At 58.6% G+C, this 26,915-nt stretch carries 28 protein-coding genes and 1 pseudogene; 9 read left to right on the top strand and 20 right to left on the bottom strand.

The genetic code is table 11. The features are described from left to right. Positions 1 to 129: 129 nt before the first annotated feature. The 11 genes from MN186_RS16180 to MN186_RS16130 all read right to left on the bottom strand — a co-directional run bounded on the left by MN186_RS16180 (position 130) and on the right by MN186_RS16130 (position 10,191). A complete protein-coding gene (locus MN186_RS16180; protein WP_242115755.1) occupies positions 130 to 1,164 on the bottom strand; it encodes an ABC transporter substrate-binding protein in 1,035 nt (344 codons plus the stop codon). A gap of 122 nt (positions 1,165 to 1,286) precedes the next feature. Then, the gene (locus tag MN186_RS16175) at positions 1,287 to 2,048 is read right to left on the bottom strand and encodes an ABC transporter permease (protein WP_242115753.1); all 762 of its coding nucleotides are present in this window, start codon (positions 2,046 to 2,048) and stop codon (positions 1,287 to 1,289) included. Next, positions 2,048 to 2,899, bottom strand: a complete 852-nt coding sequence (locus MN186_RS16170) for an ABC transporter ATP-binding protein (RefSeq protein ID WP_242115752.1) — start codon at positions 2,897 to 2,899, stop codon at positions 2,048 to 2,050. The genes MN186_RS16175 and MN186_RS16170 overlap by 1 nt, the downstream gene beginning before the upstream one ends. A gap of 35 nt (positions 2,900 to 2,934) precedes the next feature. After that, positions 2,935 to 3,756, bottom strand: coding sequence for an alpha/beta fold hydrolase (locus MN186_RS16165; protein WP_242115751.1), 822 nt, complete (start codon positions 3,754 to 3,756; stop codon positions 2,935 to 2,937). Positions 3,757 to 3,838: 82 nt separating this feature from the next. Then, complete coding sequence (locus MN186_RS16160; protein WP_242115750.1) at positions 3,839 to 4,057, bottom strand: 2-hydroxymuconate tautomerase; 219 nt, start codon at positions 4,055 to 4,057, stop codon at positions 3,839 to 3,841. Between the two features lie 12 nt (positions 4,058 to 4,069). Further along, entirely contained in the window at positions 4,070 to 4,837 is a 768-nt protein-coding gene (locus MN186_RS16155) for a 2-keto-4-pentenoate hydratase (RefSeq protein ID WP_242115749.1), read from the bottom strand. After that, positions 4,834 to 5,868, bottom strand: a complete 1,035-nt coding sequence (gene dmpG, locus MN186_RS16150) for a 4-hydroxy-2-oxovalerate aldolase (RefSeq protein ID WP_242115748.1) — start codon at positions 5,866 to 5,868, stop codon at positions 4,834 to 4,836. Before dmpG ends, MN186_RS16155 begins: the two co-directional genes overlap by 4 nt. A 1-nt stretch (position 5,869) precedes the next feature. Then, positions 5,870 to 6,805 carry an acetaldehyde dehydrogenase (acetylating) gene (locus MN186_RS16145; RefSeq protein ID WP_242115747.1) on the bottom strand — a complete coding sequence of 312 codons (936 nt, stop codon included), beginning with the start codon at positions 6,803 to 6,805 and terminating at the stop codon, positions 5,870 to 5,872. Beyond that, complete coding sequence (locus tag MN186_RS16140; RefSeq protein WP_275066130.1) at positions 6,802 to 7,599, bottom strand: 2-keto-4-pentenoate hydratase; 798 nt, start codon at positions 7,597 to 7,599, stop codon at positions 6,802 to 6,804. Before MN186_RS16140 ends, MN186_RS16145 begins: the two co-directional genes overlap by 4 nt. A 14-nt stretch (positions 7,600 to 7,613) precedes the next feature. After that, positions 7,614 to 9,092 carry a 2-hydroxymuconic semialdehyde dehydrogenase gene (locus MN186_RS16135; RefSeq protein ID WP_255744429.1) on the bottom strand — a complete coding sequence of 493 codons (1,479 nt, stop codon included), beginning with the start codon at positions 9,090 to 9,092 and terminating at the stop codon, positions 7,614 to 7,616. 253 nt (positions 9,093 to 9,345) lie between these two features. Next, complete coding sequence (locus MN186_RS16130) at positions 9,346 to 10,191, bottom strand: glutathione S-transferase family protein (protein ID WP_242115745.1); 846 nt, start codon at positions 10,189 to 10,191, stop codon at positions 9,346 to 9,348. Positions 10,192 to 10,366: 175 nt separating this feature from the next. Between MN186_RS16130 and MN186_RS16125 the strand changes: the two genes are divergently transcribed. Then, positions 10,367 to 11,071 carry a GntR family transcriptional regulator gene (locus MN186_RS16125; protein WP_242115743.1) on the top strand — a complete coding sequence of 235 codons (705 nt, stop codon included), beginning with the start codon at positions 10,367 to 10,369 and terminating at the stop codon, positions 11,069 to 11,071. A gap of 13 nt (positions 11,072 to 11,084) precedes the next feature. On the opposite strand, the pseudogene MN186_RS16670 reads toward MN186_RS16125, so the two are convergent. Next, positions 11,085 to 11,356, bottom strand: a pseudogene (locus MN186_RS16670) (IS6 family transposase); the annotation flags it as partial. Between the two features lie 448 nt (positions 11,357 to 11,804). Here MN186_RS16670 and hemP point away from each other — a divergent pair. Continuing rightward, a complete protein-coding gene (hemP, locus tag MN186_RS16120) occupies positions 11,805 to 11,942 on the top strand; it encodes a hemin uptake protein HemP (RefSeq protein ID WP_242115808.1) in 138 nt (45 codons plus the stop codon). 24 nt (positions 11,943 to 11,966) lie between these two features. Here the strand turns inward: hemP and MN186_RS16115 are convergent, their stop codons facing one another. From MN186_RS16115 to MN186_RS16080, 8 genes are all read right to left on the bottom strand, one after another. Next, positions 11,967 to 13,265: an NnrS family protein gene (locus tag MN186_RS16115; RefSeq protein ID WP_242115742.1), complete on the bottom strand. Its 1,299-nt coding sequence runs from the start codon at positions 13,263 to 13,265 to the stop codon at positions 11,967 to 11,969. Beyond that, complete coding sequence (locus MN186_RS16110) at positions 13,262 to 14,011, bottom strand: ABC transporter ATP-binding protein (protein WP_242115741.1); 750 nt, start codon at positions 14,009 to 14,011, stop codon at positions 13,262 to 13,264. The genes MN186_RS16115 and MN186_RS16110 overlap by 4 nt, the downstream gene beginning before the upstream one ends. Beyond that, the gene (locus tag MN186_RS16105) at positions 14,008 to 14,805 is read right to left on the bottom strand and encodes an ABC transporter permease (RefSeq protein WP_242115740.1); all 798 of its coding nucleotides are present in this window, start codon (positions 14,803 to 14,805) and stop codon (positions 14,008 to 14,010) included. Before MN186_RS16105 ends, MN186_RS16110 begins: the two co-directional genes overlap by 4 nt. Positions 14,806 to 14,907: 102 nt before the next feature. Further along, positions 14,908 to 15,906, bottom strand: a complete 999-nt coding sequence (locus MN186_RS16100) for an ABC transporter substrate-binding protein (protein ID WP_242115739.1) — start codon at positions 15,904 to 15,906, stop codon at positions 14,908 to 14,910. A 5-nt stretch (positions 15,907 to 15,911) separates the two neighbouring features. Further along, on the bottom strand, positions 15,912 to 16,373 hold the full coding sequence (locus MN186_RS16095; protein WP_242115738.1) for a hypothetical protein: 462 nt from the start codon (positions 16,371 to 16,373) through the stop codon (positions 15,912 to 15,914). A gap of 3 nt (positions 16,374 to 16,376) precedes the next feature. After that, complete coding sequence (locus MN186_RS16090) at positions 16,377 to 16,844, bottom strand: hypothetical protein (RefSeq protein ID WP_242115737.1); 468 nt, start codon at positions 16,842 to 16,844, stop codon at positions 16,377 to 16,379. A 59-nt stretch (positions 16,845 to 16,903) separates the two neighbouring features. After that, complete coding sequence (locus MN186_RS16085; RefSeq protein ID WP_242115736.1) at positions 16,904 to 18,328, bottom strand: TonB-dependent receptor plug domain-containing protein; 1,425 nt, start codon at positions 18,326 to 18,328, stop codon at positions 16,904 to 16,906. Beyond that, the gene (locus tag MN186_RS16080) at positions 18,325 to 18,870 is read right to left on the bottom strand and encodes a hypothetical protein (RefSeq protein WP_242115735.1); all 546 of its coding nucleotides are present in this window, start codon (positions 18,868 to 18,870) and stop codon (positions 18,325 to 18,327) included. The genes MN186_RS16085 and MN186_RS16080 overlap by 4 nt, the downstream gene beginning before the upstream one ends. A gap of 804 nt (positions 18,871 to 19,674) precedes the next feature. On the opposite strand from MN186_RS16080, the gene MN186_RS16075 reads away from it, so the two are divergent. The 7 genes from MN186_RS16075 to MN186_RS16045 all read left to right on the top strand — a co-directional run bounded on the left by MN186_RS16075 (position 19,675) and on the right by MN186_RS16045 (position 26,878). Next, entirely contained in the window at positions 19,675 to 20,769 is a 1,095-nt protein-coding gene (locus tag MN186_RS16075) for a Fic family protein (RefSeq protein ID WP_242115734.1), read from the top strand. Positions 20,770 to 21,003: 234 nt separating this feature from the next. Next, positions 21,004 to 21,489 (top strand): hypothetical protein, encoded by a 486-nt coding sequence (locus MN186_RS16070; protein WP_242115733.1) that lies wholly within the window; start codon positions 21,004 to 21,006, stop codon positions 21,487 to 21,489. A 40-nt stretch (positions 21,490 to 21,529) separates the two neighbouring features. Next, the gene (locus tag MN186_RS16065) at positions 21,530 to 22,468 is read left to right on the top strand and encodes an ArdC family protein (protein WP_242115731.1); all 939 of its coding nucleotides are present in this window, start codon (positions 21,530 to 21,532) and stop codon (positions 22,466 to 22,468) included. 23 nt (positions 22,469 to 22,491) lie between these two features. Beyond that, a complete protein-coding gene (locus MN186_RS16060) occupies positions 22,492 to 22,701 on the top strand; it encodes a DUF6330 family protein (RefSeq protein ID WP_242115730.1) in 210 nt (69 codons plus the stop codon). 87 nt (positions 22,702 to 22,788) lie between these two features. After that, positions 22,789 to 23,178 carry a DUF3768 domain-containing protein gene (locus MN186_RS16055; RefSeq protein ID WP_242115728.1) on the top strand — a complete coding sequence of 130 codons (390 nt, stop codon included), beginning with the start codon at positions 22,789 to 22,791 and terminating at the stop codon, positions 23,176 to 23,178. A gap of 221 nt (positions 23,179 to 23,399) precedes the next feature. Beyond that, positions 23,400 to 24,431, top strand: a complete 1,032-nt coding sequence (locus MN186_RS16050; protein WP_242115714.1) for an IS110 family RNA-guided transposase — start codon at positions 23,400 to 23,402, stop codon at positions 24,429 to 24,431. Positions 24,432 to 24,895: 464 nt separating this feature from the next. Then, positions 24,896 to 26,878, top strand: coding sequence for a ParB/RepB/Spo0J family partition protein (locus MN186_RS16045; protein WP_242115357.1), 1,983 nt, complete (start codon positions 24,896 to 24,898; stop codon positions 26,876 to 26,878). The last annotated feature ends 37 nt before the right edge of the window (positions 26,879 to 26,915 follow it).

The following is a 26,915-nucleotide window of genomic DNA, read 5'->3' as shown; positions in this document are numbered from 1 at the left end:
ATCATGACCGGGGGCGGTGGGAATCTTTTCTTTCAATTCGGCCTACGCAAATTACCCCGACCGTAACGGTCGGGGCACTCATGCTTATATCGTTTAGTATCGTCATGCGTGTTCGCGAAAGCACTAATCTTACCGATCGGCGTAGGCCGCGTCGATGACCGCTTGCACATTGTCGCCCGAGATCAGCGGCATAACATCCAGATTAGCCGAAACCGTTTCGCTGGACGCAAGGATGTCCACAACCGTCTGCCACGATGAGAGTGTCAACTCGCCCGGGCGCTGGCCTTCAGGCGGAGTGATCAGGTTCATCGCTTCGACATAAAGCGCTTGTGCCACGGTTTCGTTTTCGCAGGCCGCCTCGATTGTGTCACATACCAGTGCAAACGCTGCGTCGGGGTTTTCAATGGCGTAATACTGCCCGTGGACCCAAGCGTTTGACAGTGCGGTGGCCGCGCTCATGCCGTCTTCGCTGGCCAGCACTTCCTCTGTGGTTACCATGCAGGCCCCTGGAACGTTGGAATAAGTCTTAGGTGTGATGTCGATCCAGTCGATGCCTGATGCGGCCAGAACCGCAACATCCGGAAAGCTGGAGCTGTACGCCTGAACCGTATCATTTTGCAGGGCAATCAACGATTGTGGACCCGCAGGGCCGATGGGCAGAAGCGTGATGGTCCGGTTGACTTCAAGGCCAGCCCCTTCGATTGCTGCTGAGACCAGCTGGCTTTCGCCACCACCCGGTTCGGTATAGCCCAGAGATTTCCCTTCGAGGTCCGCCATGGATGTCACGCCTGAATCCGCACGTGCAACGATGCGATAGACGTTCTTAACCTGATTGCAGAACAGCACCCGGATGTCGTCGCGACGGTTGAACGCGACGACGGCGTCTGCTGCTCCCATGAGTGCGAACTGGCTGTTACCGGCAACGATTTGCTGTGAAAGGTATCCGGACCCATCAGCAACAACGGTCGAAACGTCGATACCTTCTTCAGCGAAATATCCCATCTCACGGGCAACGATGAGTGGCGTGAATGCAAAGCCCTCGGGGATTGGAAGTAGTACTTCGACCGGGGTAAGGTCTTGCGCGACCGCCGCGTTCACCGTTCCCATTTGTAGCGTCACAGCGCCGATTGCGGCCGCGCCGATGGTTTTAACGAGTCGTTTCATTGTCTTCTCCCTTGTGTGTTTTGGTTGCGGCAAAATCGGGGCCGCGCTGGTGTTCAGTCTTAGGGTATTCACCGAAGTTTCCCTTCCGATCCTTCGGTGAACAATACTCATGCGGGGGCCGATCAGTCGTGTTTCCAAGTGATCAGATAGCGTTCAAGCAGTTCGATCAGCCCGTAGAGAGTGAGGCCGATCACAGCTAAGAACAGGACAACGGCAAAGCCTTTGGCGACTTCGAGCTGGAAATTCAGTTCCTTGATCAAGACCCCAAGGCCGACAGATCCACCGACAAATTCGGCAACGATTGCACCCAGCAAAGCCAGCGTCAGCGCGGTCTTGATGCCCGCAAAGGCAATTTCGGACGCACCCGGCAAGGTTAGGCGGAAAAACGTCTGTGCCCTGCTCGCGCCCAATGATCGGAATAACATTTTTGCGTTGTCGCCGACGCTCGCCATACCGGCGACCGTGTTGATCACCACAGGAAAGAAGCAGATCACAGCAGCCATAACGACCTTGGACGTCATGCCGAACCCGAACCATGTCAGAAAGATTGGCGCCAATGCGACGCGGGGTGTATTTTGAAACGCAATCACGAAGGGGTAGATTGCGGTGCGAAACATCGGGAATGTGCCGGTGAGTGCGCCGATGATCAGCCCCAGCGTGACGCCAATTGCGAACCCGTATAGCGTTTCTTGCAGGGTAAACCAGGTGGCCTGCCAGAAATATCCGCGTGTAACCAATTCGCTAAAGGCGATGGCAATGTCCCACGGTGATGGAATCATGATCGGATTGATTGCCCCGACGATACTAAGAATTTGCCACAGCCCGATCAGTGTGATGCCCACTGAAGTCGGCAAGCCGGCGCGATAGAGAATTGTATTGGTCATTACTGTACCCCTTCCAGATCCGCGGCCAATGCCACGCGCACTTCATTGCTGATTTCTTGGAAACGGGCGCTACCTACCATGTTGGTGCGCCGTGGACGTTCCAGATCGACTTTGATTTCACCTACGACACGGCCGGGGTTTGCACCCAGTGCGATGATATGGTCGGACATCAAGACGGCCTCGCTAATGCTGTGTGTCACCAGTAGCGTGGTCTTGCCCAGTTTGTCGGCCATCTGGGCCACTTCGATGTTAAGGAATTCACGTTTAAATTCGTCGAGCGCGGAAAACGGTTCGTCCATGAGCATGATACCCGGATCAAGTGCCAGAGCCCGTGCCAAAGCAACGCGTTGCTGCATCCCGCCCGACAATTCCCAAGGGTTAAGTTTAGCAACAGGCGTAAGGCCCACCAGATCAAGAAGTTCGGCCACCCTTTTCGGAGTATTTCCGTTTCGCCGGCCCGAGATTGCGAATGGCAATTCCACGTTCTTGCTGACGTTCAGCCAAGGCATCAGAACCGATTGTTGCAGCATGAAGCCGATATCTTCGCGTCCTTCGCGCGGTGCTTCACCGCCAACTTCAACAGTGCCGGTATCATAGCTGACAAGCCCAGCAATAATTTTTAGCAAAGTGGATTTTCCACATCCCGATGGCCCGACGAATGAAACAAACTCACCCGCTTTGATGTCAAGATTGATATCCCGCAACACGGGCAAAGGCCCCTTTGCCGTCATGTAGGTCTTCGACACCCCCGCAAGACTGATGGTCTCGCCCGTCGCCGCAGTGTTAGAAATTAAAGACATTTTTCCTCCTCCGAAGATATCTCGCCGAACATACTGCCTGCGGGAATTCATTGTTGTCTTGGCGCCGGTTCCCCGACCGGCTTCAGTCAGGTCAAAAAATCACCGACGAGCGTGTTGAAACGGTCGGCCTTCTCGATTTGTGTCCAATGTCCGCATTCGCGAAACAGATGCAGTTCGGAACTCCCAAGCAGCGCGAACAGCCGCTTGGAAACATCGACCGGGATCACCCTGTCGTCTTGCCCGTGAACGATCAGGGTTGGCACTTTTAGTTGCTCCACATCTTCTTCGCGCGATGCTAGGGCGCGAAGAGCATCCTGGCGCGGCTCTGGAAACATTGACGAATAGGCCTCCATCACGCCCGGTCGCATCGCAGCGCGGTGGCGCAGTGCGGCCAGATCGTCGCTTACAAGCGACGGGTCGAAGGCGAAAATCTTCATCAGCTCAACCATGTTTTCCACTGTCGGAACATGTCCCCAAACCTGATCAAGTTCCTGCGTGATCGGGAAATCCAGCCCGACAGCGCCCATCAGCACCAATCGATCGACGCGCTCTGGAAACCGGATCGCATAGGCCAAGGCAATTGCGCCGCCAAAAGAATTACCGACAATGGAAATCTTGTCGTGTGTCTGGCTGTCCACGAATGCGGCAAAATGTTCGACCCAAGCGTCGCGGGAAAACCGCAAACCGTCGGGCGCATCGGTATAGCCGAAACCCGCCATATCGGGTGCGATACACCGGGCTCCATGGGCGGCAATCGGTGCGAGATTCAGCCGCCAGTTGGCCCATGATGACACACCCGGCCCCGACCCGTGAATGAAAAAGACCGGACGGCCTTCCCCGATATCATGATAATTCGTCTTGATACCGTCGATCGTAATCTGGCTGCCGATTTCTAGGCTCTCTGTCATGTTCTATGCCCTCCCGCATCTTTTGACGTCTGCTCAATTTAGCCCCACGTTCGGGACTACGATGTCCTCATGGCGGTAACGGCTAAGTCGGCGTTTTCTTTTCGGCCTGTGCCGCACGGCTTTCAGCGATGGAAACGCCGCCGATGGCCCAGTGTTCAGCAGGCAGTTCGCGGATCGCCACACGGATGGCTTGACGGGGGGCGGAGATTGCGTTTTCGACCGCATCTGTCACCTGCGTGATCAGCTCGGATTTCTGCGCGCTGGTGCGGCCTTCGATGATCGTGATTTCGACGAGTGGCATATCATTTCTTCCTTACGAAACGTCAAAGCGGACGCGACCGACGTCTTGAACTTCGACTTCAACCTGCATTCCGGGCGTTAACGGCACCGCAGCTGTTGCAGCACCGGCAAGCACGATATCGCCTTGCTCAAGCACATGGCCCGCACGCGCCGTCATCCGAGCTGCCGCGACAAGCGCGCGCAGCGGATGGCCAAGAATTGCGGCAGACGACCCGACCTCACGCGGCTTTCCATCGATGGAAAGAACCATGCCTAGATTGGCGATATCGAGATCAGGGCGCGCAAGGGGGCCGATAAAGAACGCCGCAGACGACGAATTGTCAGCCACAACATCACCCAGCGAAAATTTGAAATTCTCATATCGGGAGTCGATAATCTCGATCGCTGGTGCGACTCCTTCGATTGCAAGTGCGGCCTCTGCCATGCTGACCTCTCCGGTCAGGCGACGGCCCAAAATGAACGCAATCTCAGGTTCTGCCCGGGGGTGGATAAAGTCGGCCCGAACAAGCGTGCCGCCCTCTTCGCGGCGCATCGCGTCGGTCAGGCGTCCCCATGTGACCTCGTCGACACCTACCTGTTCCATCTTGGCGCGGCTGGTCAGACCCATTTTGACGCCGACGATGCGTTCGCCACGCTGCTGTCGCAGTTCGATTCCCATGGCCTGAATGGCGTAACCGGTGGCTGCATCAACCTGCTGGTCATCAGGCAACTGGTGGGTCGCCGTCGCGGACCGGGTGGCATCATCAAGCCGTTTTGCAATTGCGGAAAGAGTATTGGTCATGATGCGGCCTTTCGCGCAGTGATAAGGTCTAAGGCGACATCGACAATCATATCTTCCTGACCACCAATCATTTTTCGTTTGCCCAACTCGACCAGAATTTCCGACGTGGACACATTGTAGTCTCCGGCCGATTTTTCCGCATGGCGCAGGAACGACGAATAGACCCCCGCATACCCAAGCATCAGGCTTTCGCGGTCCACCCGCACGGGGCGGTCCATCAGCGGGCGCACGATGTCATCGGCCGTCGCCGAAAGCTGTGTAAAGTCGCATCCGGTCTGTATTCCAAGCCGGTCAAAAACCGCGATCATGGCTTCGATCGGCGCGTTTCCGGCCCCTGCTCCAAGTCCGGCAAGTGATCCATCGACCCGCACCGCGCCGGCCCGAATACCGGCCACCGCATTAGCAACGCCGTGATGCAGGTTTTCATGGGTATGAATGCCGACTTCGGTCTCGGGCTTCAGCTTTTCGCGCAACGCAGTCACGCGCGCGGTCACATCGGCTGGAAGCATTGCACCGGCACTGTCCACGACATAGACGCATTCCGCACCGTAGCTTTCCATTAACAGCGCTTGTTGGACTAAGTTTTCGGTCGATGTCATATGCGCCATCATCAAGAAGCAGGCCGTGTCATAGCCAAGATCTCGGGCCACGCGGATGTGCTGACGTGATACGTCGGCCTCTGTGCAATGGGTCGCCACACGAACCGATCGGGCACCAGCGCCATAGGCGTCCTTCAGATCATCAGCCAGACCGATACCAGGGACCAAAAGCACCGTGATGCGGGCCTTTTCCACGGCGTCCGCCGCCGCGCCAATCCAGTCAAGATCGGAATGGCTGCCGAACCCATAGTTGAACGACGACCCTGAAAGCCCGTCCCCATGGGTGACTTCCAACGCATCGACACCGGCGCGATCAAGCGCACCTGCGATTGTCGCAACATCGTCAAGGCTCATCTGGTGGCGCAAGGCGTGCATTCCGTCGCGCATTGTCACGTCTTGAACGTAGATCTTGTGTTTGTTGAGGATTGCCATTTTACGCTGCCTCCACGTTATGGGCCCGCGCCCAGTTTTCCGCAGCCGCTTTTGCCGCTGATGTCATGATGTCGAGATTGCCCGCGTAGGAAGGGAAGTAGTCGGCGTTGCCTTCGACCTCGATGAAGATTGATGTCTTCAGCCCCGAAACCCGCCCGATACCCGGCACGTTCAGCGGCGCATTGTCGCCAATGGTTTCGAACTGAACATCCTGTTTCAGGCGATATCCGGGCACATAGGTCCGCACCTCTTCCACCATACGTGCCACGCTTTCACGGATCGCGGCTTCGTCACCGCCCTGGCTCAGCGTAAAAACGGAATCCCGCATCAACATGGGTGGATCGGCGGGGTTCAGGATGATGATCGCCTTGCCCCGCTTTGCGCCGCCGACCTTTTCAATGGCGCGGCTGGTGGTCTGGGTGAACTCGTCGATATTTGCCCGCGTACCCGGTCCTGCCGAAAGCGACGAGACTGATGCAACGATCTCGGCGTAGATCAAACGGTCCGTCGCACGACGCACCGCGTGAACGATCGGGATCGTTGCCTGCCCGCCACAGGTCACCATGTTCAGCGCGCTTTCACCGCGGTTTTCATTAAGGTTCACGGACGGCACAACGAAAGGCCCAATCGCCGCAGGTGTCAGATCAATGATCTGCTTGCCATCGGCAACCAGCACCGGATGGTGCTTCATATGTGCACCAGCCGACGTGGCATCCATCACGATGGAAATGTCTTTGTAGTTCGGCAGTGCGCGCAAACCTTCCAGCCCTTCATGAGTGGTCGGCACACCAAGGTCTGCCGCACGTTTCAGCCCGTCGCTGTCAGCGTCGATCCCGACCATCGCACCCATCTCAAGCTCATCTGAGCCCTTGAGGATTTTCATCATCAGATCCGTGCCGATATTACCCGACCCGATTATCGCAACCTTGAATGTCATGCGTTTTCTCCCTTTGCGAAATGAGTGGTCACCTCTCCGAGGCCATTGATGGAAACGCGGAACGTGTCGCCCGGATGCGCCGCAACCATTGGTCCAAGCGCACCGGACAAGATCACATCACCCGCCATCAGCGGGCGACCAACCTTTGCCATGCGTCGTGCGAGCCAGAGAGATGCGATCAGCGGATTGTCCATGCAGGCAGCGCCGACCCCGAAGCTGACTGGTTGGCCCATCCGCTCCATCACCATCCCGCAGAGCCGTAGGTCAAAATCGGCAAGCTGCACGGGCCGCGACCCGAGCACGTAAAGCCCCGATGATGCATTATCGGCAATCGTGTCGAAAATGCCGATTTTCCAATCTCGGATACGACTGTCGACGATTTCAATGGCGGGCAGCGCATAATCAATCGCGCTGATCAGTTCAGTGATTGTTACATCCTTGGCCGGTAAGTCGCGCCGCAGAACAAAAGCAATTTCTGCTTCGACTTTCGGTTGTATGAGCAGGTCGGCAGGAATGGTGTCGCCGTCGGCATACTCCATGTCCGCAAATAGCATCCCGTAATCCGGTTGATCTACGCCCATTTGCGTTTGAACCGCCTTCGATGTCAGGCCGATCTTGCGCCCCACAACCCGACGCCCCTGACCTATCGCGGCCTTTGTCACGGCTTCCTGAACTGCATAAGCTGTATCTACATCGGCGTTGTCACCGAAACCCGCACCAACCGGGGCAACAGCTGCGCGGTCGCGTCCCGCTGCAATCAAGGCTTTTGCCGTAGTTTCAATACTGTCAGCCATCGCCAATTCTCCCCTTACAGTTTCACGCAGATGTTTGCGCGCTCCGAATAAAATTCGAGCGAATGTTCACCGCCCTCACGACCGATGCCTGATTTCTTTGAGCCGCCAAAAGCCGTTCGAAGATCACGCAGGAACCAGGAATTTACCCAGACAAGGCCCACTTCTATTTTTGGTGCGACACGATGCGCGCGGGAAATGTCCTGCGTCCAGATTGCACTTGCGAGGCCGTAGTCATTGTCATTGGCCATCGCGATTACCTCATCCTCTGTATCGAAAGGCGCGATATGGCAGCACGGGCCGAAAATCTCTTCGCGGATGAGGCGGCTGGTTTCTGGCAAGCCGGTCCAGATTGTTGGCTCTACGAAATGTCCGCCATCACGCGCATCATCAAACGTTGGCGCGCCGCCCCCTGTCACGACGTTTGCGTTTTCCTGTTCGGCCAGTTCGTAATAGGATAACACCTTTTCGCGATGCTCAGCAGAAATGAGCGGCCCCATATTCACATCCGGATGGGCTGGGCCACCCAGAACCATGGTTTCTGCGCCGTTCTTGAGCCGGGCCACGAATTCATCAAAGATCGGGCGTTGAACATAGACGCGCTCTGTCCCCAGACAAACCTGACCGCAATTGGCGAACACAGACTGCATCGTGCCTGCAACGGCTTTGTCCAGATCGGCATCCGCAAAGACTATCGCGGCGTTTTTGCCGCCAAGCTCCAAAGAGATATCGCGCAGTCCGACAGCGGCCTGCTTCATGATTGCCTCGCCGGTCGTAGTCTCACCTGTGAAGGTGATCCCGTTCACAAGCGGATGTTGCGTGAGCATTTCACCGGCCGATTCCGGACCAAATCCGTGGATGACGTTGTAGACCCCTTTCGGCACGCCTGCGTCATTCATGACCTCGCCCAAAAGCGTCGTTGTATGCGGTGTTTCCTCGGATGGTTTGACAACCACCGTATTGCCCAAGGCCAATGCTGGACCGACCTTCCATGTCATCAACAGCAGCGGCAGATTCCAAGGGCTGATGACTGCAATAACCCCTTTGGGGCGGTGCACACCGTAGTTGATCGCTTTGCCGCCGTCGGGCGTATCGGTCTCGAAAAACTCCGAGCCGAGATTCTTGATCATGTCAGCGAAGGTGGCAAAATTCGCCCCACCGCGCGGAATGTCGACCATTCGCGCTAGAGCGGAAGGCTTGCCAGTGTCTGCCACTTCAGCCGCTAAAAACTCCTCAAAGCGATCATTTATGCCCTGTGATACGCATTGCAGGATGCCGGCCCGTTCGGCCACCGTCATACGGCTCCAAGGGCCTTTCAGCGCGGCCTTTGCTGCACGCACCGCAAGATCCACATCCTCCCGGCCCGCCTCATGGACCCGGGCGATAACCTGACCCGTCGCCGGCGATACTTTATCAAACATACGCCCCGAAATGGCGGGCCGATACTCACCGTCAATAAACAGCCTGTGTTCCGTGAGGGTCCTGTTATCCAACATGCTATCTCCCGCATTTGATCAATGTTTGGCACACCGCCGAACCAACTTTCCGGGATGATGTTAAAATAAAATCGTTTCGTCAATTAAAAAACGTTTTTTAATTTGTAAAAACGTTTTAACGATTAAAAAAGTTGATTTTCTTATGTATTGTAAGGTATTCGCGCGGCGGTGAAGCAACCTGCCACGTCGGATTTCAGTTGGAAACGTGACGGTCAGCGGGACGGACCGCACCTGCTATTTCGCGACAGATTCGTTAAGATCCGCCCCTATTGGCCATGTGGGTTTGGATTGTGGGCCACGCATTGGCCCCGATTCCACGCAATTGCGCCCGTGTTTCTGCATCGAAGTCTGCGTTGATTGCTGTCTTCCAGCTGTCCCGGCCCTGCAATCGTTCAATCCAGTCGGCAACGCGCGGGTGTGTCGCCGCGTAAAGATCTGTCCAGCAATACTGTAAAAGCGTCTGGAAATATGGTGCAACCACAATGTCAGCGAGGCTAAGATGGTCGCTGATCAACCAATCGCGATCCTGCAACGCGCGATCCATCCGATCAATCGTCTGGCAATAAACGCCGACCGCATTCCTGACATCAGGCGCATCAAGCCCTTGGTCGAAAAGTCGCTTCTGACGCTCTCTGCGTGGGGCTTCGACCACCTGATCAATCAGCGCCAGCGCTTCATCCCGGTCCACCTCCAAAAGCCGCGGTCGCATCGCCAACGGCCATTGCAGCGCTCCGCATGACGGATGCAGGCTGTTATCGACATGTTTCATCCATAATCGCATTTCAGCCCGAAGATGTGGTGCGTCCGGCCGCAATGACATGGCACCGGAATAGGCTTCGTCAAGATATTCGCAGATCAGTGACGATTCCCGCAGAACATGATCCCCGTCCACAAGCGTCGGCACCACGCCCGCCGGATTGAGCTTTAGATACCAGGGTTCCAAGTTCTCCTTCCCCGGGAGATCGACATCCTGCGCTTCATAGGCAATTCCCTTTTCCGCAAGGACTATGCGCACCTTCTGGGCGCAGGGCGACATTTTATTGTTGTATAGGGTGATTTTCGGTGCATTGCGCGCACCCGCTTTGCTGTGATCTGCCATGATGTTTCCCCGAACTGAAATATGACCGGTCTTTGCTCCGCATGGTGCTTCGAGATAAACGTTTTGTCAATTTGGAAAACGTTTCTCGATATATGAAACGTTTTTAGTAAACTAAACCGTTGGCTGGTAGTATTATCTGCGTTAAGTGCAGTATAACTCTGAAGTGTAGGATCCAATGAATTCAGAAAACCCAAATCCGACAAAGACAACGGCCATTGAAACGGTGCGGGCCCAACTCAGGGATCAGATCCTCAACTTCGATCTGCCGCCCGGGACCCGCCTCCATGTTGACAACTTACGGCTCAAGTTCGATGTCTCGACTGCGACCATGCGCGAAGCGCTATCGCGGTTGCTTATCGACAACCTTGTTACGACAGAACGCCAGCGCGGATTCTGGGTACGTGAACTGAGCCTTGAAGATTTTCGCAGCATCAGCGAAGCCCGCAAGATCATCGAAATCGGCGCACTGCGCTCGTCTCTCGATAACCGCGACGACAATTGGGAAGGTGATATTTTTGCCGCCTATCGCAAGTTAAAGCTAATCGAAGACCGGTTGTTGTCCAAACAGGATCTTACTCTGACGAGCGAATGGCATCTTCGGAATAGAGAGTTTCATGATTGTCTGGTGCAGAATTGTCGAAACCCTTGGCTGATTGATTTCAGACGACTTCTTCATCAACACAGTGACCGGTATCATCGCCTTGTTCTCAAGGACAATCGCAAGCACCGAGATGTTAGTCAGGAACACGCAGATATCTTTGAGAGTGCGATCGATGGCAATGTCGAGCGCTGCGTTGTGCTAGTTGAAAACCATATCGATACCACTGTCGACCTTATCTCCAATCGCTTACTTCAATGGTCAGATCAGCAGCCTCAGTAACCGGGACTGTTACATCAACTGCGCGCAACAAGTAGCGCCACTTGCCACCGACGCGGATGCACCCTCGTCCACGTGCCAATCGACGCTTGCCCGACGCGAGTGCTTCTCCATTCGTTTGGTGATCTGCGGGCCAAACTTGGTCACCCAGCGAGACACGTTCGACCGATCAACCTTGATCTCTCGCACTGTGAGCAAATTCACCACGTCCTGATAAGACAGCGGGTAGCGCAGATACCACCGCACTGCACAAAAGATGATGTCACGCGGAAAGCGATGGTGTTGAATGGGGACCTGCGCAGCATGCTCGACCTCAAAGGCAGCTTATGCCGGGCCGGTGGCGCTTGCCGCTGATAGCTTGGCGGGCTGGGCTCCGCCCGTTCCCGCCTCAAACCGTCCCCCAGACGGTTTGCCGCTACGCGAACCGTCGGTCACTCCTTCAGACATGTCTCGACCGTGTTCCGGGACAAACCGGTTGCCCGCGCCAAAGATCGGATGCTGCGACCCTTAAGCAAGATCACCGGACCTTTAATTCATCTTAGACCAGGAGAGCACATTGGACAGGAAGCCATCCTTGGACGACCTCACAACGAAGGCTGACCGCGCAGGAAACACCGAAGCACAGTCCACCTTGCGAACGGATCGTATGGAGCTTTTATCGTGTCAAATCGACACCAGTTGTGCCGACGAAGCCACGCTCGAAGCTTTCCTTGACCGGTGTGAAAACGGCCGGAATATCAAAGCGCTCAATCAAATCCCGGTTCACAACGCGCATGAACTCGTTGCCGGTGGCAATACCGCGCGCATTGCACTTTATGGTCAGGAATATGAGCTGCGTATCACACGGTCTGGCAAGCTGATCCTTACGAAATAGCCGCTGGAGAGGGTCGAAGCCCGATTACTCGGCTGCATTCTCCCATGTGCGGGACAGGGCGGACACTTCGGAAAGGTTCTCGGTTTGGGATAGGTTCCCGTCTGGAACAGAAACAGTATCCATGTCCACCACCGACAGGAAGGGCCAGAAGTCCCATAGCCACATAAGAAAGCCTATGCCCCATGCCAGCGACGCCAGCGCATGCAGAGGCCCCGGCAGATCGAGACCCAGATCGGGCTGCACCCGCAGCGCGACCGCCGCCACCAGGATTATTGCGCCCAACCGTGCCACCCCCGGCACGCCCAAGCTGCGTCCGCTGTGCAAAAGACCTGCGATGCAGAAAACTGCCAAAACACCCAGTCCCAGCCCGCCCATCAACGCGACATGCAGCCCCGTCACCTCGGACCACGGCGCATCAAGTCGCGCCGCCCCCACCATCAAAAGCCCGACACCTGCCAGCAGGCTGGACCCCGCCAGCATCAGGATTTCCGCCCGCATCGCGGCGCGCCCGATGAAGGCTTCGGCCACACGGTCCATGAAGGCGGCGCCGGCGGCCAGAAAAAGATAGGCAGAGACGGCCGGGCTCAATCCCGCCACATCACCCGCCATCGCCACCAGAACCAGCCCCGGCGCAAGATTTCGCCGTCCGGCGTGGGGGCGGAAAGGCGATGTGCGCTCGCTCGGGTCAAGAATTTGGTTGGTCACAGGCACGGTGATCCGCGACAGCGCCAGCCCCAGAAGGCCAAGGAAAGCGACACCTACAAGATGGATGGCCTGTGTTGCCAGGCCGATTTCGCCCAGAATAAAGCCCGCTCGCGCCGTTGCGGTGCAGGCGATCAGCACACCGATCCAGAAGATAAAGGGCAAAAGCCGGTCGGTGCGTTTCTGCCATGACAGCCACAAAAGCCAGACTGGCAAGGCCACCATCCAGCCCAAATCGGCCAGCGCCCCCAACGCGCCCAGCCCGTCCCAGCCCAGCAGGCCAACGACCCGGCCAACCGCCCAAAGACCAGCCAGCGCCCAGAGCGGGCGGCCACGCGGTGGCTCGGTGTCGGTCCATTCTGGTGCCGCGGTGGTGATGAAGCCCAGAAGCGCCGCGCCAAAACCGCCGATCAGCATCTCATGCGCGTGCCAGAGCGCGGGCGGCACCGTGCGCACCAATGGCAGATCGAAATCCCACGCCAGCACCCAAAGAAGCGGAAAGAGCGCCAAATATAGCGTGGAGATCGGAAAAAACAGGCGGAACCCCTCGTGAGAGACGCCCACGATCCGCTTGCGGAGCTCGGAGCCTAGTGGCCCTTTGGCTGCGGTAGGATGTGTCATGCGATCTGCCTTTCATCAACGTCGTGGATATGGCGAAAGATCGGATCGTCTTGCACCACACCTTGCACCCAATCGAAAACCTGCGCATCCGTCCGCGTGCGCGGGGTGCCGGGTGGGGTGCGATCGCCAAGAATACCACTGCCACGCGTGTCCAGAATTGCGACTCGATGGGCAAGGCGCGCGGCCTCGTTCAGATCATGGGTGATAAACAGGCCCGAGAGATTTCCATCGGCGCAGGTTTTGATCACCAGATCCTGCATCCTGCGTCTAAGCGCGACATCAAGCGCCGTGAACGGTTCGTCGAAATAGATGAAATCAGGCTGGATGGAGAGGGCGCGGGCGATGGCCACGCGCTGATGCATCCCGCCAGACAGCTCGACAGGGTATTTTGTCAGATCCTCCGAAGTCAGCGCCACATGATCAGCGACCGCCGCCAGCCGCGCCTGTCGGTCGCGCCGCTTTTCTCCCGCTAGCCGAAGCGCATAATCAATATTGCTTGCCGACGTTGCCCAAGGCATCAGCGCGGGATCCTGAAAGATCATCGCATGGCGGGCATAATGACGCGTGATCCGGCCCGAACGCGGCTCGGTCAGACCTGCGGCGATGTGGGCCAACGTGGATTTTCCGCACCCCGAGGGGCCGACCAGTGCGACGATCTCGCCTTGGGCGACGCTCAGGTCGATGCCCTCGAGGATGGTGCGCCCAAGATAGGCATGACCCGCATCAGAAATATCCAGAACGTTCATCGTTTGACACCCCATGGTTGCGCGGCGTGGCGCCAGCGGTCGATTTCGGATTTCACCGGTTGAACCAGTGTGTATTCGACCACGATCAGCAGGATCACCGCGATGCTCACCCAAGCCAGCGCCTGCGCGATATCGAGGTTGATCCGTGCCAGTGCCAGCGCGCCGCCGATACCGCCCGCGTTGGACAGAAGCTCGGCCATCACCGCGACCTTGAACGAGGTTCCGAGTGCCAGCGCGAAAGCCGGGAAAAGCGTCGTGGTTGTTTGTCTAAGCCCGATGCCGAAGAGCCGCCGCACCGGCCCCGCCCCGAAGGCTTCTGACATCTTGTCCAGCATCGGATCACGCGTGGTAATCCCGCGCGCCGCGCCTATGAAGACCGTAGGGAGCGCCGAGATCACGATCACCACCCTCACCGTGGCATCCGAGCCACCGAACCAGATCATAGCTAGTACAATCCAGGCGATAGGCGGCACCCCCATCAGCACGGTGATGAGCGGCGTGACCAACCGCATCGTGGCCGGCGAATAACCCCCCGCGACACCAAGCGCCGTGCCTGCAAGCGCTACCAGGGCAAAACCGCTGACTGCACGTTGCAAGGTCAGCGCTGCGATTTCCCAGGCCTTGCCGCTGGTGGCCAGCACGCCGATGGCCTGTATCGTTTCCAAGGGCGAGGTCAGGATGAACGGCCCGTAGGCCTCGTGCCCCGCTTGCCAGACCGCTGCCAACAGGCACAGCGCCGCCAGTCCGGACCAACCTGACCAGAGGAATTCGAGTATGCGGCTTGCGCGTGTCATGGTGCCATGTTCCTTGAGTTAGATGGTCAGTACCGTGGCCGGTTTTGTGCGACAAGTGCGGCAAAGCCGCCCGCAATGCAGGCGGCCAAAGGGGTATCGAGCTCAGAGATAGAAGCCATCGTCAGGCAAGCTCCCGCCCAGATTGGCGAAATCGGGTGCGCCCATGGCCGTCAGCATACGCTCCACATCGCCACGGGCCTCGGCTGCCGGGCGGGCAACAAGGTTGGAATGCGGGATCGAGCCGGCCAAAAGCGGCGCGGGCATACCCAATTGTTCTGTTGCGATGGAGAGGTTGGCCGCTGTCGGATCGGCGAGCACTTCGGTGGTCGCGGCGGCGATCACATCAAGGATGGCCGGTAGCACCGCGCCGTGGTTATCAAGAAAGCCCTGCATCACCGCCAGTCCGGCCTGCGGCACGGCGGGGGAGCCTGCGGTCATCTCGCCAAAAGCGTCTTGCAGGTTGATCGCGCGGCGCAGCGCCTTACCGGCTTGTTTCGCCATGGTGATCCCGGCGGTGCTGGCCGGTTCGGCCGTCAGCGCCGCGTCGACCCGGCCCGCCAACAATAGCTGCATCGCCTCGATCGGCGTGCCGGCATAGGTCAACTTGATGTCTGCTTCGGCGTCGATACCGTGATGGGTCAGAAGCTGGCCGAAGATGATCTCGGGCACGTCACCTCGGAACGGCACGACCACATGCTTGCCCTTCAGGTCGGCGATGGCGTTGATGCCCTCATCGCCGGTCAGGATGTAAAGCAAACCGTTGGTCATCACGTTGGCCAGACGGATCGGAAAGCCCTTGTTGTAAAGACGTGCCGCCGCTTGGATCGGAACCACCGACAGCAGCATCTGCCCCGAGGTAAGCCCGGCGCGCAGCTCATCCGGGGTGCGCCAGGCGTTCATCGTCGCGTCGGTCGCGATGTCTTTGAACATGTCTTGGCCGACCGCGTGCGACAACGTGATCGACGGTCCGGCGGGTGGGCCCCAAAGGCCCAATTTTTCGATTTTGGCCGTATCGGCACGTACGATACCTGGAAGGGCAAGGCTGGCTGCGGCTCCGGCAAGGATGCCGCGACGCGTCAGGTTAAAGGGTTTGGTTGTCATGGTCTTCATCCTTGTGAAGCAGGCTCGGCCTGCGTTTGAGTTCGTATATATGTTGTTTTCTTGCGGACGAGCCGAACCAACATGCCAAGTGCTGAGCCGATCACCAGTGACAGCGTCACGGGAAAAAGATAGAGCAGCGCCGCATCCGGCCATGTCAGCGTGTCCAGTGGTGCAAAGCCGCGCGCCGGTCCGAAGGCCCGATGCAGCAAAACGAACCCCAGCACGCCGAGCGGGGCGAGCGCGATACGCCCGCTAAGCGGCCGCATCAGCGCAGATAACACCACCGGAACAAGCCATAAAAGCCCCCAACCCAGCACCAAAAGCACCAGTCCCGCCCCCGTCACCATCACCGAATATCGTAGATCAAAGGGCAGAAGTGCGCCCTGCCACGTCGCCATAGCAACCGCGGCGGCAAGCAACGTGATCAGAACGCCAAGGTGGACCAGCAGTGCTTTCAGCTTTGCCATGGGTCAAACACCCTTGCCCGCATGTCCGGCTAGTTCCAAAACCTTGGCATATTGTTCCGGTGACAACATGCTTCGGACTCTGTTGATACAGGCGATATGCACCTCGGCTGCCTCGCGTTTCACCGCCGCCAGCTCGTCGAGCTGCGGCCCTAAACCCTCAAGCAGCGCTCCGGCCATCACATCGTTTGAAATGACGGTTTCCAGTTCCTTGGCTTTGGTGAAAAGGGGCTTAATACGTGCCGGAACCTCGGCAAAAATTGCATCAACCTCGGCGCTCTGCGCCTCTGTCAGGTCTAGTTCACCACGGTGTGCGCCGATCGTCGCCATCAAATGAGGCATGTTGGCCGGAAAGATCAGCGCATATTCATTGATCAAAGGCGCAGCGCCGGGGGCAGCATCTTCTGCAAGGGCAGTTATCGGGGCCGCCAATAGCGCGGCAAGGCAAATGCCCTTCATTAGAGTTTTTTTCATGTCGTTCTCCTTATGAGTTCCCGGCTAGGACTGGCTAAGGAACGGGGTAATCCGCAAAGTCAAAACCGCATCGTCGCCGCAACCCAGACCGACCGGCCCGGAGCAACAGGTGTGGCGTAGAAGGGATCGCTGATGTCTTGCCGCTCGATTAGCGGGGTGTAGGCCTTGTCAAACACGTTATCGACGCCGAAACCGACAGACAGATTGGGCCGAGGCTTCCACGTCGCCTCAAGATCAAGCGGGGCATAACCGTTAGCCGCGCCATCAACGCCCGACCCGGTGGCGATGGAATTGTCAAGGCGGCTTGACTTGGCGACCATGTGAACCGTGCCCTGAACCGCCCATTTGTCTTTGCTCCACCCCAGTTTCAGCGCGCCTTCTGCAGGTGGAATTTGCCCGATGGGACGGTCGTCGGTGGTGTTCTGGCCACGGGTCAGCCACAGATCGGCCCCCGCCCAGTAGCCATTGCCGAACTCATACCTGGCCGAGGCCTCGACACCCGCAATCACGGCATCGACATTGCGGAAGATATTGGCGCCATCGGTTCGGGACACTCCAGCTTGTCCGCGTGCCCTGTCCCACAGAATGTAGTCCTGAACATAGTCGGCATAGGCCCGTCCTGCCAGCGTCCAGGGACCGCTGCGCATGCCCGCACCCGTCTCGATCATCAGGTGGCGTTCGGGATCGAGGTCCGGGTTGCCGATCCAAGTTTTCAGAACCGCAGGAGCCACAGGGGGTGTAAACGACGTAAAGTAACGTTCGAACGGCGTGGCGGTACGTGTCTCGTAGGAAAGCGCAGCGAAATATTGCCCCTTGCCATCGCCCTGCAGTTTCAGGTCTTTCTCATACCGCAGATAGGCGCTTGGGTTGACCTCGCTGGCACTTCCGTCGCCGGTATAGCCATATGTCGCGAAAAACATCTGCCGTGGCGTAGGGGTCGCGCCTCCGCCGGTCACAAGACCAATTCGGTCGATCCCACCCAGCTTGGCTTCGACGAAATCAAGCTGCAGACCACCGTTGATCCGCCGATCCTGACCCAAGGCCCAGATGCCATCGGCCGTAATCGAATAGCTGGACACTTCTGCATCGGCGAAATTCGGCGACTGTGCGGCAAGCGTGGCACCCTGATAGCGGGTCCCATCACGCCGATCGAGGCTGTATTCAAGCCCCAGCGTCCATGAGAGGGCGTTATCTCCGCCATCAAGCGCAACGCGGGCATCGGCAGTTTCACGATGCAGGCGTACCTCGGTCGGCGGCGTGGCGACGGTGCGATAGGTGAAGTTATCGTCGGTTCGGTCGAACTCGGACCAGGCACCCGAGAAGCTGAGCGATGTGAGGCCGGAGCTTTGCAACATCAGCTTGCCGGCGACCTCGTAACGGTTGACATCGAACTGACGGGTGTCGGCTGCCGCGCCAGGGAAGCGGATTTCGTCACGACGCATCCTTTTTACGTCGAAACTGAAGAACGAGCCATCCTGTGTCACATAACCAGCCCCAAGCGCATAGGAAGCCGATCACTTCCACTGTCGACCGCAATGCCGCCAGGCGCGTCATAACTGCCCAAAGATTCGGAATATACTGTGCCGCGAACAAAGAAATTATCGACCCTGGTCGACATGTTTGCAAGGGCCTCGGCGCGCTCGCAGCCGGCGTTATAGGACAGGCCGACAACGCCATGGGTGCCGGGCATCGGCACTGGCGGCGGTGTCATGCCAATCGGCAGCAGGGTGCCTTGCGGGCCGCCGCGCCATTGCAGGCAGGTCGCGGTATCGCCACGCTTGAGGTTGCGGCCTCTGAAACCGCCCACAGGGTCATAGATGGCCGTAGTGCGCGGAATGGCGTTGCGCTTTTTCGCCGCCATCTCGGCCTGCATCTTGCGCATCTGCATCTGTTTCTTCTGCTGGGCTGTTATCGTGGCTTTGTTGCGCGCGGTATCGCTTGTCTGCCCGGCAGTTTGCGCCAGTGTGATCGTGCCACACAGGGTGAGTGCCGAGGTCAGAAACAGTCTCGTGCCAAGGCGCGTCATGGCCCCTGCCGTTCGGGTGGTGTCTTGCCTGGTCAATGTCATTGCCCCTCTTCAGCGCTTTTCGGTCCGTGTTATCGGTCTGTGCTGGCTGGCTGGGGCGGTGGACCGCACTGCTGGCTTGGGCTGCTCTGCTGTCCCTTCACCCGGATTTCCACCAAGTGAGACGAGGCGCAAAGCAACCGGATTTGCTTATGAACGTTAGGCCGAGCAATGCCTTTCTATCGATTCTTGAGACGTTTACTACAGGGCACTAGGGCATGACAACTTGATCTTGATCAAATTACTCAGGTATATCTGCAGCCGGCATATTTCACGGGTTGTGACAAAAAGGCCCTTATCTTTATCTCAGTGACGGGTGGGCGGATAAACGCCCGCTTGATTAATCGCTATTCTGGACAACTGCAGGCGCGCCGGATGCAGTCTTCGCGGCCTTACCACTTGATAGATATGAATTGATCGGGGTGTCGGGCGTCTCCTTTCTAGGCCCAACGGGCTTGATGCTGTGAGATCGGACAAATTCTGGAACATTTGTGAGCGGCAGTTGTGTTTCCTTGACTGAGGTGCCCCTAGATTTGTAGACGCTTTGCCCCCTGATTTTGAGGTGAGGAGGCCGACATGGGGACAAGCAAATACAGCGATGAGTTCAAGCAGGATGCGGTGCATCAGATTACGGTGCGGGGGTACGTTCAGAGGCCCAGAGGGGGTATGCGGAGATTGCCGACTTTATCCTCCGCATATTTCGCGGTGATTATTATTGTCTTGCGGAGATTGTGCGGTATAATCTCCGCAAGGAATGCGTAAAATATGACCTACATTCACGAAATCCCTGATTGGCCGCAGTTTACTTGGGACAAGGCCAAACTGTCTTCACAACTTGCCGCGGTCCGCCACCGTCAAGGAAAGCTCTTGGGACGCATGGAAGGACTTGGCTTTGGTCTTCGCAACGAGGCGATGCTGCGCACACTCACCAGCGATGTCGTCAAGAGCAGCGAGATCGAAGGCGAAACACTCGATAAGGATCAGGTTCGCTCGTCAATCGCAAAACGGTTGGGCTTTGAGATTGCCGGGCTGATCCCATCTGATCGCCATGTTGATGGCGTTGTCGAGATGATGTTGGACGCGACCCAAGCGTATGACCAGCCACTGGATGCGGAGCGTCTGTTTGGCTGGCATGCGGCCCTCTTTCCGACCGGGCGAAGCGGGATGACCCGGATCAGGGTGGGGCAGTGGCGTGACGGACCCATGGAGGTTGTGTCAGGGCCTATGGGTCGTGAACGCGTACATTTTGAGGCGCCGGAAGCCGCACGGCTTGATACAGAGATGGCGCGCTTTTTGTCTTGGTTCAATCAGCCCCCCGATACGGATCCTGTCATTCATGCCGCTATCGCTCACCTGTGGTTTGTCACGATCCACCCCTTCGATGATGGCAATGGGCGCATTGCGCGCGCGATCGCCGATATGGCGTTGGCGCAATCCGAAGGCAGCGCGCAGCGGTTCTACAGCATGTCGACGCAAATCCGGCAGGAGCGGAGCGCTTATTACGACATGCTCGAGACGACGCAGAAAGGGGGGCTGGATGTCACGGCGTGGCTCGTTTGGTTCCTGGAGTGCCTGGATTGTGCATTCGATGGGGCAGAGATCATTTTGGAGGCAGTGTTCCGCAAGGCGCGATTCTGGGAGAAACACGGAACAGCCAACATGAACGACCGCCAGCGAGACATGCTCAACCGTCTGCTTGATGGGTTCGAAGGAAAGCTTACGACGTCGAAATATGCGAAGATCGAAAAGTGTTCGCAAGACACGGCCTATCGCGACATCCTTGATCTGATCGACTTGGGAGCTCTTGAGAAAGACGACGCTGGTGGACGTAGCACCAGCTATTCCCTGACAGCGACGTAAAGAGGCTTGTCACAGGCGAAGCCTAAACGCCGAGTCCAAGCAAGTATCAGACAAGCATCGGTGAGGCTTGCCGGTCTTTAAATGAACCGCGGTTCTGACGCCCTCGGAATTCCTCGGCCTGGGCCTCCGGGCTGGCAGAAAGGGAAAGTGTCCTTTGGGTTTTGTGACTGACGGATGAGGGGCCTTGGGGGTCCCTCGGACGGGTCCGGGCCGGGTTCCGGTCTGTCTTTCCGGATGAAGGGCATTCCCATGCAAACAGGTCTCTTGCGCGTGTTGCGCGCGACTGTCGCCTCGTGGTGGCGACACAAGGAACTGCGCCGAACCGGCCAGACGGAGCTGGCGAGGTGGCTTGAACGCGAGACTGTCCTGCGTGATCTCGGGTATCTCAGGCAGGCGGCGATATTGTCGGACGCGCATGTGATCTGCGGAGAGGGTGGGACGTTCATCCATCTCGGTTGGACCAACGTGTCGACCTTCGCACCAATCGAGCGCTTTCCCTTGGCCGCTCTTGCGGTCGCACTTGGCACGCCGTTCATCGATATCCGACGCGTCACCGATGTCATCGCTTTCGCGAACCTGCCGCGGGTGACGCGGGACGGATCGGTCGACGCTGCCAATTCGGGTGCCGGCAGGTCCGTTTCACTGAACACCTACATCGACATGGTCGAACAGCTCGGCGCGAGGATCGTCAACGATCCGCGGGCCCGTCAGTCAACCTGATCACCACTCCCTCTCATCAACACTCGAAAGGAGGCCAGCCATGGCCCGATCCCGCACGCCCAAATTCGATGTCTCCGAGGTCATCACGAACGAAATCATCCGCATCATCGAGCGCGGCGTCCTGCCGTGGCGCAAGCCATGGACCGCTGGCGGCAGCTCACGCCCCCTGCGCGTGGGCGGTGAGCCCTATCAGGGGGTTAACAACTTCCTGCTGACCATGCGTACGGTGATGGCGGGCCACAGTTCGCCCTTCTGGATGACCATTCCTCAAGCCAATGCTTTGGATGCAAAGGTCCGCAAAGGCGAGAAGTCCTCTGTCGTTGTCTACTACGGTCAAAGCCGGAAAGACGCGGGCGGCGAGCACGACCGCAGCGACGGGGATGACCTTTCCGAGAAAGCCCGTATATTCCGCTTCCAGAAATCCTACCGCGTGTTCAATGCCTGCCAGATCGATGGCCTGCCCGACAGTTTCTTCCCCGACCCGGAGCCCGCGCCCGAGCATCTTCCGTCCGAGCCCATCCCGCACATGCAGGCGTTTTTCGATGCCATCGACATCACGACCGTCTTCACGGGCACGGAAGCGTATTATTTGCCACCCGTAGACAAGGTTTACATGCCATCCATCACGCGGTTCCAGGACCCGCGCAATTTCTACGGGGTCTGGGCCCATGAGCTGGCCCATGCCACAAAAGCCCCGCATCGGCTGAACCGTGACTTCGGGTTCTCGAAGTTTGGCAACACGTCCTATGCGCGCGAGGAGATCGTCGCGGAATTGACCTCGGTGTTCCTGGGTCAGACGCTCGGTTTCACGGCCCATACGCTCGAGATGAATGCCGCCTACCTCCACAACTGGTTGCGCGTTCTTCGGTCGGACAAGGGAGCGATCTTCCGGCACGCCGCGGACGCGCAGCGGGCCTGCGACTATCTGATCGCCAGATCGGAGACGGGCAGGGCAGGGCGCAGTGCCGAGGCCGCCTGACCACACGGAGAACGGAGACTCGCATGTCACGCAAGGAACCCAAGACGCTGCGGGTGGCCTGCTTCGAGGACGGCCGCCGCAAGATCATCACCTTCAAACGCGGCGCCTATTGGTGGAGCTCGTCCGAGGGCGCGTATCCGCTTTCGGCAGCACTCGAGACCATCAAGGAACAGGGTGGCTGGGTCGAAACCATCCCCAACCCGAATTACAAACCCAAAGGGCTGTTCGGGTAGGGCGCCTTCGGCCTCGATTCATCCGCCAAGCGGAAAAGAGAAAGCGGGCTTTGGGAAGGGTGTTTTAACTTCTCAAAGGAGAACCCCATGACCAGTACCGCTCATTTCCAGACAGACCACCCGGACCCGACCGTGATCGCCGCGCAAAACGACGCGTTTCGCAAGCTCTCTTGTCTCGGGATCCCACCCGCGCAGCCCATTCAGGGCCGCATGCATGTCACCCGCTCGCTCATGGAGGCCGATGACGGCTTCATGGCCGAGGCGGTGAAGGCGACGGGCGCGTTCGATACCTTTGAGCCCGAGAATGACCCGGAAGGCTGGCACGATTTTGGGGCGGTCGAGATCCGGGGCGAGACCGTGTTCTGGAAGATCGATCTTTATGAGGCCGGTTCGGATTTCCGGTACGGTGCCGAGACCCCGGACAATCCCGCCACCACCATGCGTGTGCTGACCATCATGATGGCGCGCGACTGGTAGAAGGGCAGGGGGGGCACCCCCAAACCTGACACCTCAAGCGATGAAGGCCCACTGACCCCTCAAAGGGAAAGATGCCGTAATGGGGCTTTCGGCGAATCGAGCACGTTTCGCTTGTTTGTCAGCATGATCTGAAGTGCCGTTGCCCTTGATGCGCCTGCAGCGCGTCTACGAGGTCGTGTGTTTCCATGCGCCTCAATTCCTGAGAATAGAAGGGCAACGACATGAATGTATTTATCGGATTGGATGTATCTCTGGCAAGCACTGCGATTTGTGTGCTGGGGCCGCAGGGAAAGGTTGTTGAGGAGTTGGAGGCAGCCAGCGAGCCGGAGGCGCTGGTGCGTGCGATGGCGTCATTATCGTACGCGGTCGACGCGATCGGTCTCGAAGCCGGACCACTGTCCCAATGGCTGAGCAAGGGCATCGAAGAGGCCGGATTTGACGTGGTCATGATGGAAACACGATTGGTGAAGGCAGCCTTGAAAGCCATGCCGATCAAGACCGACAGGCGCGATGCCCAAGGCATTGCGCGCTTGCTTCAAATGGGATGGTACAGGCCCGTGCACCGCAAATCTGTGTCCTCCCAGGAAATCCGCGCGTTGCTGACGGCGCGCAAGTCAGTTCAGCAGGCCATCATCAACCTTGAGCTTTCGATGCGGGGTGTTCTGCGAAACTTTGGCATGAAGCTGGGGCATGTCACCCGGATTAGGTACGAGGTCCGGGTGAGGGAACTGGTTGAGCAGAATGAGATCCTGTCCGCGTCGACTGAGGCTCTTCTGCGCGCGCGTTCCCAGTTGCGCGCCGAGTTGGCTGACTTGGATGCCAAAATCGGGGGTCTGGCAAAACACGACGATGTTTGCCGTTTGATGATGACGATGCCAGGTGTCGGTCCGATCGTCGCCCTGACGGTCAAATCTGCGATTGATGATCCGACCCGCTTTGCGCGGTCGAAGGATGTCGGACCGTGGGCGGGGCTTACGCCAAGGCGCACGCAATCCGGAGAGATGGACATCGTTGGACAAATCACGCGAGCCGGTGATCGCGGGCTTCGAACCGCGTTGTATCAGGCAGCGATGATCCTGATGCACCGTGGTGCCCCGAACTGGCTGCAATCTTGGGCACTTAAAGTAGCGCACAGGCGTGGAGCGAAGAGGGCCATGATTGCACTTGCTCGACGCATTGGCGTCGTCTTGCACCGCATGTGGATAGACGGCACGCCGTTCCGCTACACGCAGAACTCCGGCGCGACTGCATGAGCGGGAAGCCTCAAGGACAATTCAGAGTGGAGGGTTGAGCTGCGCCTCATGACAGGTACGTCGAGGTCCCTTGCCGGGACGAGGTTCCTGGAGATGCCGAAGGCCCGCAAGTTATCAGCAAATGCTGAATACGCGGGAAAGATGGGCACCCAGGACCAGATTTGGACCAGGCATAGAGTGGCAGCTATGAGGCTGACTACGGACGGAAGAGCGAAGCCCGTGCAGGGGGTGTCCCTCAGTCCTGATGTGCGGTTGCAGTGAAAAAGGAAAAGTAAGCTTTTGAATTTGTGTCTTAAACTTGGTGAGGAATGAGATCTTCGCCGGGATTTTTGACTTGCCCGAAACCCTTGACAGAGGCCCGCCCCATTACGGAAGTGGGCCTTTTGTCTTGGTGATCCCTGAAGCCGGGGATTGGTCACGCGCAAGCGCGCGGGCCGCATCTCACCCACCTGGAAGGATATCCCATGACCGTAAGCTTTGCCCCTCTCACCGTCGCCATCGGCGATCTGGTCCCGCATCCAGCCAACGTGCGCAGCAACGCGCCGGAAACCTATGACCCCGAGAACATCGCGCATCTGAAAGCCAGTATCGCTGTGCTGGGCCTGCTCCAGCCACTCCTCGTCCAGAAGATCGACGGCAAATACGCCGTGCTGGCCGGTGGCCGGCGGCATGCCGCGCTAAAGGAGCTGGTCGCTGACAAGGCCATCAAGGGCTTCACGGCGAAGACCAAGGTGGACTGCCGCCTTGTGCCAGAAGACTGCGACGTCACCACGGCGCTGTCGCTCGCCGAGAACGTCACCCAGGCGCCGATGAACGCCATTGACGAGTTCGAGGCTTTCGCTCGGATGATGGAGGTCGATGGCCAAACGCCCGAGACGATCGCAAAGACCTTCGGCACCACGGTGGCGGCCGTGAAAGGCCGGTTGCGTTATGGCCTGATCCACCCCGACATCCGCGCCGCGGCTCGGGGCAAGGTGATCACGCTCGACACGATGAAGGCCTTTGCTGAGCATCCAAGCCAGGAGGCGCAGCGCGAGGTCTTCGAGGCGCTCACGAAGGACGGCGGTTATCTGCAGGCCTATACCGTTCGACAGGCCCTCAAATCCCGCGGCGTGCAGGTCAGCGACGATATCGGGGCTTTCGTGCGCGCGGACTACGAGGCGCGTGGCGGTGCCGTCGCAGCCGATCTGCTGGATGAGCATTCCGTGCTTGAGGATGCGGCTCTGGTCGAGACCATCCTGCTTGAGAAGCTCGGTGCCGCTGCCGAAGAGGCCCGTATGAGGCTGGGCTTTGCCTGGGCCGATGCGATGGTGCGCTATGATTACGCGACCATGGCCGACTACGGCCGCGTCTATCCCGGCCCGATCGAGCCGGATGAGGCTGCCCAGAAGCGCATCGATGAGATCACCGCCGAGCTAGAGAAACTGCAGCTCGAGATGGAGGATGAGGGGCTCGAGGACGGTGCCTACAATGCCCTTTACGAGCGCGTGGATGCCTTGGAAGAGGAAGCCCGCGATCTGCAGGAGGCCTACAGCGCCGAGGACTTTGCGCGGTCCGGGGTGATCGCGTCTTGGTCGGGCGGGCAGGTGACCCTCCATGTGGGCCTCGTCCGCCCGGAAGACACCGTCAAAGAGGAGGGCGCGCGCGGCTCCTCGGCTAGCCCGACCGGGGAGGAGGCCCCAGACGCCGGCGAATTCACCTACCCGGCCTCGCTGGCCGAGGACCTCAAGACCGAGCGGGCCATGGCCCTCGGCGCCGCGATGGCGCTGCATCCGGAGGCCACGCTCGATCTGACGCTCTTCAAGCTGGTCAGTGATGTTCTGGCCAGCGGCATGAGTGTCACGCAGGCGATCAAGATCGATGCCCGCAAGGAATACCGCAGCCATGCCAAGATGGACGAGATCGACGAGACCTCGCTCGAGCAGGTGGCGGCGGCGCATGATGCGCTTGATCTCTCGTGGCTCGATGACGCCCGCGCGCCCGCCGATCAGTTCGCGGCGTTTCGCGCGCTGGAGGCAGGGGAGAAGGCCAAGCTCGTCGCCTATGCGACCGCCAGCACGACGCAGTCCTGCTTCGCACGGGACCGCCAGCGCGACAGCCTGATGCATGACTTCGAGATCGAGATCATGCCCGACATCCGGGCGCATTGGACGCCGAATGCGGCGCTCTTCAACCGCTTCAAGAAGGCCTGGCTCCTGAAGATCCTCGGCGAGGATTTGGGCCTGGCCCAGGAGGCGGTGACGCTGGCCTCGTCGAGCAAGAAGGAGATCGTCGCCTTTTGCGACAAGCTCTTCGCCGAGCCTTTCGCCACGCTCACGGACGCGCAGCGCGCTGCCGTGGCCGCCTGGTGCCCGCCGATGATGCAGACCGCCGGTATCGCCTTTGATGAGGCGGAGCCCGCTGCGGAAACCCCGGAGCCTGACAGCGAGGTCGCGCAAGCGGCCTGAGCCATCATGCGACCCGCGCGAGGCATTCCCCGCGCGG

The organism is Aliiroseovarius sediminis, assembly GCF_022678485.1.
In the GTDB taxonomy this organism is placed as follows: Bacteria; Pseudomonadota; Alphaproteobacteria; order Rhodobacterales; family Rhodobacteraceae; genus Aliiroseovarius; species Aliiroseovarius sediminis.
Note: the sequence above shows the minus strand (reverse complement) of the source record. Positions and strands in the feature narration are given on the sequence as shown.